Source organism: Nocardia sp. NPDC060220, assembly GCF_042727815.1.
Lineage (GTDB): Bacteria > Actinomycetota > Actinomycetes > Mycobacteriales > Mycobacteriaceae > Nocardia.
In genome coordinates, this window is record NZ_JBHWZY010000209.1 from 1 (window position 1) to 9,194 (window position 9,194).

General features: G+C 64.5%; 7 protein-coding genes. 1 reads left to right on the top strand and 6 read right to left on the bottom strand.

Annotation, left to right across the window (positions count from 1 at the left end; translation table 11 throughout):
• A partial coding sequence (locus tag ACFWF3_RS13500; protein WP_379313905.1) for an FAD-dependent oxidoreductase occupies nt 1–1,407 on the bottom strand: 1,407 nt, incomplete at its 3' end.
• 8 nt (nt 1,408–1,415) lie between these two features.
• A complete protein-coding gene (locus ACFWF3_RS13505; RefSeq protein WP_379313906.1) occupies nt 1,416–2,882 on the bottom strand; it encodes an aldehyde dehydrogenase family protein in 1,467 nt (488 codons plus the stop codon).
• Between the two features lie 470 nt (nt 2,883–3,352).
• On the opposite strand from ACFWF3_RS13505, the gene ACFWF3_RS13510 reads away from it, so the two are divergent.
• Nucleotides 3,353–4,216, top strand: a complete 864-nt coding sequence (locus tag ACFWF3_RS13510; RefSeq protein ID WP_379313907.1) for a phytanoyl-CoA dioxygenase family protein — start codon at nt 3,353–3,355, stop codon at nt 4,214–4,216.
• A gap of 295 nt (nt 4,217–4,511) precedes the next feature.
• On the opposite strand, the gene ACFWF3_RS13515 is transcribed toward ACFWF3_RS13510, so the two are convergent.
• Genes ACFWF3_RS13515 through ACFWF3_RS13530 form a run of 4 tightly spaced genes read right to left on the bottom strand, consistent with a single transcriptional unit; the run spans nt 4,512 to nt 9,170 of the window.
• Nucleotides 4,512–6,116, bottom strand: a complete 1,605-nt coding sequence (locus ACFWF3_RS13515) for an AMP-binding protein (RefSeq protein ID WP_379313908.1) — start codon at nt 6,114–6,116, stop codon at nt 4,512–4,514.
• A 53-nt stretch (nt 6,117–6,169) separates the two neighbouring features.
• A complete protein-coding gene (locus ACFWF3_RS13520; RefSeq protein WP_379313909.1) occupies nt 6,170–7,582 on the bottom strand; it encodes an APC family permease in 1,413 nt (470 codons plus the stop codon).
• Nucleotides 7,575–8,954: an acetyl/propionyl/methylcrotonyl-CoA carboxylase subunit alpha gene (locus ACFWF3_RS13525; RefSeq protein ID WP_379313910.1), complete on the bottom strand. Its 1,380-nt coding sequence runs from the start codon at nt 8,952–8,954 to the stop codon at nt 7,575–7,577. The genes ACFWF3_RS13520 and ACFWF3_RS13525 overlap by 8 nt, the downstream gene beginning before the upstream one ends.
• Nucleotides 8,955–9,170 carry a biotin/lipoyl-binding carrier protein gene (locus ACFWF3_RS13530; RefSeq protein WP_379313911.1) on the bottom strand — a complete coding sequence of 72 codons (216 nt, stop codon included), beginning with the start codon at nt 9,168–9,170 and terminating at the stop codon, nt 8,955–8,957.
• Between the last annotated feature and the right edge of the window lie 24 nt (nt 9,171–9,194).

Genomic DNA, 9,194 nt, shown 5'->3' on the forward strand with positions numbered 1-9,194 from the left:
GGTGAAGACTGCGCCTGAGGCCTCGTGGACTTCGGTGAGGCGGTCGATGTGCCAATCCAGTGCGCGTGAGCTCTCCTCCGACATCTTGTAGCGCAGTTTGGGTGCGGGGATGCCGTCGCTGTCGACGAGCTGGGGATCGAGGGTGACGGTGTTGTCGAATTCGGGCAGGTCTTCGATGGCGGCTACCCATTCGAAGGATCGGCCACAGAATCGCTCCACCAGCTCGTGGCCTGCTGCGCCACTGCGCTGAACCAGGGGCATGCTGTAGATGCGCTGCAGTAATTCGACCGGGCCGGGTACACCGGCGATGGTCCATTTCGATCCGCGATGGAATCCGCGGGTGGTGTCCGTCTCGGCGAATTGCATCGACCAGATGGGGTTGCCGATGGGCCCGAGGTAGCTCTGCAGATCCTCCTCGTAGCCCCCGAGGACGGTGGCCGTCGGGTGCATCATGAGGTTGTGACCGACGTAGCCGGAGGAGTTGGCGAGGCCGTCTGGAAACAGTTTCGACGACGACAGCAGCAGCAGTCGTGGCGTGCCGACCCCGTTCGCGCAGACGACTACGACCGGGGCTTTCGTATGGTGCTCGACGCCTGATCGGTCGATCCAGGTCGCCCCGGTTGCCAGGCCCCGCGCCGAGACGGTGATCTCCCGGACGCGGGCGCCGGTGACGAGCTGCACTCCCGCTGCTAGCGCGCCCGGCCACATGCTGACATCGAACGAGCTCTTCGCCCCTTCTGGACAGCCGGCGACGCAGGTGGCCCATCGGGCGCAGGCCGAACGTCCGTCCGCCGGCTTGGACAGGATCGCGTGGGTTCCCGGCCACCACTGGTAGCCGAGCTTGTTCATGCCACGTGCGGCGATCCGGCCGATCCGGCCGATAGGTAGCGGTGGCTGTGGAGGTGCTGCGCCGGGAGGGTAGGCGGTGTTGCCGCCGAGGCCGGAGACGCCGATGATCTCGTCGACCATCTCGTAGTAGGGCTGCAGGTCCTCGTAGGTCAGCGGCCAGTCGTCGGCGACTCCGTCCAGGGTCCGCACCCGGAAGTCCGAGGGAATCATTCGCGGCCATTCAGCGCCGAACATCACCGAGCTGCCGCCGACGCCGTTGAACATGAAGGTGTGGACGTCGGCCTCGTCGTCGTTGACCGGGTAATCGCTGGGGCCCTTGCGGATGTTCGGGTTGGGATTCCACGGTCCGGCCACGACGAGTTCCCGCTCGAGGGACGTGCTCGGGTAGTCGGCGACCGATGGCCAATCCCCCTGTTCGAGGACAGTGACCCGGTAGCCGCTTTCAGCCAGCACGCGTGCTGCCGTCGCCCCTGAGGGGCCGGCGCCGATAACCAGGGCGTCGATGCCCTCGTCTGTTAGAGATTGACCGCTCATCGTGTTCTCGCTGCTTTCCGTCACGCCGCTACTCATTCACCGAGATCGACGATGATCGTCTTGAGTTCGGTGAAAGTGTCGGTGAGTGCGTAGCGCCCCTGGACTCGCCCCGTCCCACTTCCCTTGCCCGAACAGCCACCGAACGGCAGGTGATACTCCGACCACACAGTGGGCAGGTTGACGTTGGCCATACCGGTCGAGACACGTTCGGCGAAGCGGAGCCCACGTCCGACGTCGCGGGTGAACACGGCCGAGGCGAGCCCGTACTGGGACTCGTCGATCAGCTGGATCGCCTCGGCTTCCGACGTGATTTTTCGTAGCGGCATCACCGGGCCGAAGGTTTCCTGATGGCTGATCACCATGTCTCCGGTCACTCCGGTCAATACGGTGGCGGGCCAATAGAGTTTCGTGGGATAGCCCGGGCTCCGGGCGCCGCCGACGGTCACTGTCGCCCCCTTGGCGACCGCATCCTCGATGTGCGCATCCACCTTCGCCGCGGTGGCCTCGTTCTGCAGCGGGCCCATGGTGGTCGCTCTGTCGAAGGGATCACCGAGCACCGCGGTGTCGGCTACCTCCTGTGACAGGCGTTCGGCGAACGCATCGTAGACGGCTTCGTGGACCAGGATGAGTTCTGCCGCGGTGCAGGCTTGGCCCGCGTTGACGATCGAGCCCATCACCACTCCGGCGGCCGCCTTGTCCAGATCCGCGTCGTCGAGGACGACCGTGGGTCCGTTGCCGCCGAGTTCGAGCAGTTCTGCGCGATTGCGCGCGTTGGCCGCGACCAGTTTGCCGGTGGCGGTGGACCCGGTGAAGACAACGATGTCAGCGCGTTCGTCGCGAGTCAGCGCGTCGCCGACCACGGCCCCCTCCCCGCAGACGAAGTTCAGGACGCCATCGGGGACACCGGCCTCGACAAGACAGTCCGCGAGCTGGAAACCGACCAGGCTGGTGGTCGGGGCAGGCAGCATGACCACGGTGTTGCCGCCCGCGAGTGCCGGCGCGATGTGCTGCACTGCCATCGCCAAGGGGTAGTTCCACGGCTGAATCGCGACAACCACTCCTCGCGGCACGCGGTATACGTAATTGCGACAGGTCGGGACCGCTGAGGGCAGGATCTTTCCCTCCAGGTCGCGACACCCGGTGATCGCCTCGTCGAAATGAGCGATCGCCTCGTCGACCTCTCCACGTGCTTCGCGGTAGGTCTTGCCCTGTTCGTAGGTGATCAGGGTGGCGAGAGCGTCGCGCTTGGTGTGCAACACAGACTTCGCTCGTTCGAAGATGTCGATGCGCTCGAAAACCGTCGTCGCACCCCACTCACGTGCGGCGTCACGCGCAGCCTGCAGAGCCCGATCGGCTTCGGCCGCGGTGCACAGTGGGAACGAACCGATGATCTCTCCGGTCACCGGGCTCACCGTGTCACGGCGTTCGAGCCCGTCGTCGGTCCAGTGTCCGCCGATCAATGCTGTCGCGCGAATGTTCGGGGGTGCGGGCTTCGTCATTGTCCAATAACCTTTCGCGTCGCGTCTCCCGGAGGATGGCCGAACTGCACAGTGCATCGGCGATCCGACGTCGGGCAGGCCGTTTCGGCACGCGGACGATTTCGAGCGAGTGAAAAGCTGGGCAGCGATTCACGCGGGCCGGGTCTGAAATGCATCACATCGAGAATGGAGATGTAATGCATTTCTCATTCTGCGCGGCGAGGAAATGTCCCGGATAGATCGCGGCATCGCAGTTTTCCGCGCCGACCGGTGCAACGTGCACCGTCATAGCCACGCCGCGTCCTCCGAACGGACTCACCACCGTTCCGACTTACCGACGTAGTGCACCGTGCACCACGGATGCCCGAATGCGGAGCAGAGATGTTGTAGTGCTCTGCGTCACACCAGCGGCAGGATGGGACCTGAAGCACATACCGATCACCTGTTCGTCGAGAAGTCGCGAGCACCTGATCCGAGATTGGAGAATTGTCATGTCCGCACCTGCTACGGCGAAGCTGCGTAGGGTTCCCGCAACCGCGCCTCTCGACGACATCCTCGCTGTCTATCGCGAAGACGGAGGGGTCATCATCGAAGGGTTGCTGACCAAGGACCAGGTCGACCGCCTGAACAACGAGATCGCCACACCGCTCCGGCAGTTGGCCGCCGGATCCACGCACGACGATCCTGAGATGCAGGAGTTCCACGGCGTCAACACCAAGCGTCTGACCAACCTGATCGTGCACAGTGACACTTTCGCGCACGAGGTGATGGACCTTGACCTGCTGTACGCGATCGCCGACGCCGTGTTCCTCGAGGAGGTCGGCTCGTACTGGATGACGACGGCATCGGTCATCGAGATCGGGCCGGGCAGCCGCGCGCAGGGACTGCACCGCGACCTGGAGAACTGGTTCCCCATGATCCAGAACGGACCGGCCGGGTTCGAAGGGGTCATCAACTTCCTGGTCGCGCTGACCGAGTACACCGACGAGAACGGCGCGACCCGCGTCATCCCGGGCAGCCACACCTGGCCGGATTTCACGGATCGTGGCGATCCGGACCAGACGGTTCCCGCCGAGATGAAACCCGGCGATGCTGCGTTCATCAGCGGCAAGCTCGTTCACGGCGGTGGCGCCAACCGCACCGCGGACTTCTACCGGCGAGCTCTCTCGATCGGTATCAACGCCAGCGTCTTCATCCCCGAGGAGGCCTACGCGTTCATGGTGTCGGTCGACCGCGCGCGCGAACTCACGCAGCGCGCCCAGGCGATGATCGGCTTCCGCTCGCAGTGGCCGAAGTTCAGCGCAGGCCTGTGGCAGGTCGACTACGCCGAGGTGGCGGACCACATCGGGTTGTGACAGTGTCGCCCGGCCAGGGGCACACACACCAGATATGACGAGTGGGGCATGCTCACTGAGCATGCCCCACTCTTCGTGTTCAGTTCGCTCGCCGCAGGAGTAGAACCGGGCACCTGAATTGGTTTGTATCGCCCGGTTCTCGCCAACAGGTCGGTATTTGTTCGGCTCGTCGAAAAACTCGGGACAAACTACGCACCGTGACCGCGCCGGAGTACTTCGCTGGAATGAAGTTCGACGATTCTTTCCGGCCACGGTGTGCAGCCTGCGCCTGCCGCCTCAGCAGGGCGTTTCAGCGTTACCGCAGATTCCGCCGCAGGATCTTCCCGGACGGCGACTTCGGGATCTGGTCGATGAATTCGATGGCACGAATCTTCTTGTGTGGAGCGACTTTTCCCGCGACGTAGTCGATCACCTCGGCCTCGCTCAATTCGGCGTCGGGCTGAACTACCACGAAGGCCTTCGGGATCTCTTCGCCGGTGCTGTCCTCGACCACCCCGACGACCGCGGTGTCGGCGATCTTCGGATGGGTGAGCAGCAGCGCTTCCAACTCGGCCGGTGGCACCTGGTAGCCCTTGTATTTGATGAGTTCCTTGAGGCGGTCGACGATGTAGACCACGCCGGCGCGGTCCACGCGAGCCAGGTCGCCGGTGTGCAGGAAACCGTCGGAGTCGATCGTCTCGGCGGTCGCGCGATCGTTGTTCAGATAGCCCAGCATCACGTTCGGGCCACGCACCCACAACTCACCGGGCTCCGAGAGCCCCTCCGCCGGAATCGGTACCTCGGCCCCGGTGGCCGGATCCACGATCTTGTTCTCCGAATTGGGGACCGCCCAGCCGATAGACGACAACGGCGGATCCTCCCGTCCCAGAAGAGCTCTGGTGTCGGCCGGGATGATATGGCTCACCGGGGAGAGCTCGCTCATCCCGTAGCCCTGCAGCATGTGCAGGTCCAGCCGCTCGGCGACCGCCTTGCCGAGTTGGTGGTCGAGCGGCGCGGCGCCGGAAAGCATGGTGCGCAGCGACGAGAGGTCGTAGTCGTCGACGATCGGATGTTTGGCCAGTGCCACGGCGACCGGTGGTGCGATGTAGGCGTTGGTGACCTTGTATTCCTGGATGTTCTCCAGGAATTCGACCAGATCGAAGCGCGGCATGACCACAAGCTGGGCGCGGTTGCAAAGCGCCGCGTTGAGCAGCACCGTCATGCCGTAGATGTGGAAGAACGGCAGCACCGCGATCACGACGTCGTCGGGAGTCATTCCCTGCAGCGGCTGGAGCTGGGCGACGTTGGCGACGAGATTGCGGTGACTCAGCGCGACACCTTTCGGGTTGCCGGTAGTCCCCGAGCTGTACGGCAGTGCCGCGATATGGACTGCTGGGTCGATAGTCACTTCGGGCGCACGGAGATTCGGGCGCAGCCAGTCGGCTAGGTTTGGATGCCCCGTCGCGTCCAGGCCTTGCCCGTCGAGGACGATCAGGTCCTCGTCGGCGATATCGAGGTGCCGCGCGGCAGCGGTTGCCTCGGGAGCCAGTGCGGCCACGGTGATGAGCATCTTCGCCTGGGAATCGGTCAACTGTTTACCGATCTCGGCAGCGGTGAACAGTGCGTTGATCGTCGTCGCGGTGGCACCCGCTCGCAGGATCGCGTGGAACACCGTCGCGAAGGCCGGAGTGTTCGGTGACAGGACACCGACGACATCGCCGACTCCGATGCCGCGTGCCGAGAGCGCGCCGGCGACGGCGTCGATCTGGCTGATCAACTGCCGATACGTCGTCTCCGCACCCGATACCGGGTCGATGAGTGCGACCCGTTCGAGATCGCTGTCGGCTATCGCGCCGAACAAAAAGTCATACAGGCTCAGGTCGGGAATTTCTACGTCCGGAAACGGACTCGTGAAGCTCAAGGCATCTCCTGCGATGATGGTTGGTGATCGAGGTGATCGCGGGTGACCGGTCCTCAGGAGACCGGATCCGCCTCACCTGCGGTGTCGGTCTGCACTGCGTCAGAGACGCTCGCCGAGGAAGCAAGGCGCCGGGTTCGCCGGGAATAGAAGGCCCAGCCGACGACCACGATCGCGATCATCGCGACATAGGAGACGACATTGTCGGGGCTCGGTGGCGGGTTGATCAGGCTGTTCACCCACGGCCACAGCATTCCGGTGCCACCGATGAGCGCGCAGACGATGATCGGCACCCGCAGTGCGCGTTCACGCGCCAACAGCAGTAGCACCGCCAGGCTCACCAGCGCGTAAGGGACGGCCCACAGGTAGACGATGGAGGTCGACACCATTCTGTACACGGTGAGCCCCCATTCGTCGCTGATCGCGACGACGGCGACCAGCACCGCGGTCGAGATCCCGGTGGCCAGAGCGATTGCCGACGTCGGTGTCCCGTGTCGCTGGTTATGCCTGCCCAGGGCCCTCGGCAACATCTCTTCCTCGGAGTACGCCACCACCAGCCGCGACAGGAAGTTGGTGAACCCGATCAGTGCGGCGAACACGCCCACGGCGAGAAGCAGATCGCACGCCTGCCCGACACCCCGCCCCAGACCCGCGAGTTCCGCCAGAGCAGCCGGCGCCGAGGCTCCCGCCGCTATCTTGTCACCGACCAGCATGAGCCCAGGGATCTGCAGCACCGTCACCAGCAGGTACCCGATCGTCACAGTCGGTAGCGCCAGCACCGCCACCGGCAGCGACTTCTTCGGTTCCGCGGTCTCCGCTGCCAGAGTCACCCCGCTCTCGAAGGAGGCGAGCCATGACGCCGCCGCGCCGAATCCGATGAGAATCCCGCTCCACGTCGCACCCTGCATCGAGAACTGTTGTCCCAGATGCAGTCCGGTGCGCCACGCCGCCGCGGCGCTGATCACCAGCACGACGGGAACCGATATGGCGGTCAACGTCACCGCCCACCGCACGGAGGTGTCGAGACCACGCCACGCGATCGCCGCGGGAACCACGCCGGTGAACAGGAAGATCGCGATCAAGCATTCCGGGGTACCGGCGAATCCGACCCCCATGCTGGTGAGAAAACTTGTCGTGAAGGTGGCGGCCAGGACTTGAATCGCGATCATCTGGGCGACATAGCCGACGAACAGTGCCGCGGCGACGACCGCGCGAGAGCGCTCGCCGAGGCCTTGCGCCACATACGAGGCCAATGACCCCGATACCGTCGACCGCCGGGCGAACACCATGATGACGCTGCCCAAGGCGAATCCGACGACGGTCGTCAGCAACGCCGCCACCCAACTCCCCCATCCGGCGGTGACGAAGAGCAGCATCGGGAACGACGCCATTCCGATCGCCGGGACCCCGGCCGACACACACAACGAGACGAGCTGCCTGGTCGACAGCAGTCCACTCGATTCAGCCATGAGCAGTGGTCTCCCGGAGCCAGGCGCGGTCACCCACCAGGTCGGCGCACGTTTCACCACGCTGCCACTGAGGAGTTTGCAGCAGGGCCCGATGGAACGGGACCAACGTCGGGATCGGGCCGATCTCGAAGTCATCGAGTGCGGCAATCATCCGCTCGGTCGCGGCTTCCCGGTCACTACCCCACACGATCACCTTGGCGACCATCGGATCGTAGTAGCGATGGACCTCCGATCCCTCGGCGACGCCGCTGTCCACCCGGATGTGTTCACCCCAGGGTTCTCGATACCGGTCGATCGCTCCTGGCCGCGGGATGAATCCCTTCGCCGCGTCTTCGGCGTTGATGCGACATTCGATCGAATGTCCCGACAGCGACACCGACTCCTGGGTGTGCCGCAACGGTTCTCCCGCGGCGATGCGCACTTGTTCCTCGATGAGGTCGATGCCGGTGACCATCTCGGTGACACCGTGCTCCACCTGGATTCGGGTATTCATTTCCAGGAAGTAGAACTCCCCGGCGACGAGCAGCCCTTCGACGGTTCCTGCAGACCGGTATCCGACTGCGCGGGCTGCCTGCACGGCCACGGCGCCTATCTGCTCGCGCAGATCCGAGGTCACGGCGGGCGCGGGCGACTCCTCGATCAACTTCTGATGCCTCCGCTGCACCGAGCAATCGCGCTCACCCAGATGGATCACAGTTCCGAAACCGTCCGCGAGCACCTGGACCTCGACGTGGCGCGGATTCTCGAGATAGCGCTCCAGATAGACGACTGGGTCGGCGAAGAAGCGCTCACCTTCGCTACTCGCTCCCTCGAACGCGGCAGCGATCTCGTCGGGGGTACGGGCGATCCGGAAGCCCTTGCCCCCACCTCCACCGGAGGCTTTGACCGCGACCGGATAGCCGATCTCAGCGGCCGCCGTGACGGCCTGCGCGACCGTGGAAACAGCGTCGTCAGAGCCTGGAACCACGGGCACGCCCGCGGCCGACATCTCCTTCCTGGCAGCGATCTTGGATCCCATGCGATCCATCGCGTCGGCGGGTGGACCGATGAAGACCAGCCCTGCGGCCTCGACCGCTCGCGCGAACCCACTGTTCTCCGACAACAGCCCATAGCCCGGATGAATCGCCTGGGCGCCAGTCATCAGCGCGGCGCGAATGATGGCTTCGACGTTCAGATAACTCTCGCCGACCGGCCCTCCACCGATCTCGACGGCACGATCTGCCGCGCGAACGTGCGGAGCGTGGGCTTCGACATCCGAATGGACCGCGACGGTTTCGATGCCCATCGCACGCAGCGTCCGGAAGATCCGGACCGCGATTTCGCCACGGTTGGCGACTAGTACCGATGTGAACACTGGCAGTCTCCCTTTCACTCAGTCCGAGAGCCGGACCAGTACGTCGTCGAGATTGATCGCATCGCCCTCGGCGACAGGGATCTCGACGATGGTTCCCGGCTCCTCGGCTTCGACAGGGATCTCCATCTTCATCGACTCCAAAATCATGATCGTGTCGCCGGTTCCGACCCTGTCGCCCACCGCCTTCTCGATCTTCCAGACCGATGCCGCCATTTCCGCGATGATTTCGCTCATCGTTTGTCTCCTTTGGTTTCTCTC

Excerpts from the sequence above, each read along its gene's own strand:
- ACFWF3_RS13510 (WP_379313907.1), top strand. The coding sequence starts at position 3,353 with ATGTCCGCACCTGCTACGGCGAAGCTGCGTAGGGTTCCCGCAACCGCG.
- ACFWF3_RS13505 (WP_379313906.1), bottom strand. The coding sequence starts at position 2,882 with ATGACGAAGCCCGCACCCCCGAACATTCGCGCGACAGCATTGATCGGC.
- ACFWF3_RS13530 (WP_379313911.1), bottom strand. The coding sequence starts at position 9,170 with ATGAGCGAAATCATCGCGGAAATGGCGGCATCGGTCTGGAAGATCGAG.
- ACFWF3_RS13520 (WP_379313909.1), bottom strand. The coding sequence starts at position 7,582 with ATGGCTGAATCGAGTGGACTGCTGTCGACCAGGCAGCTCGTCTCGTTG.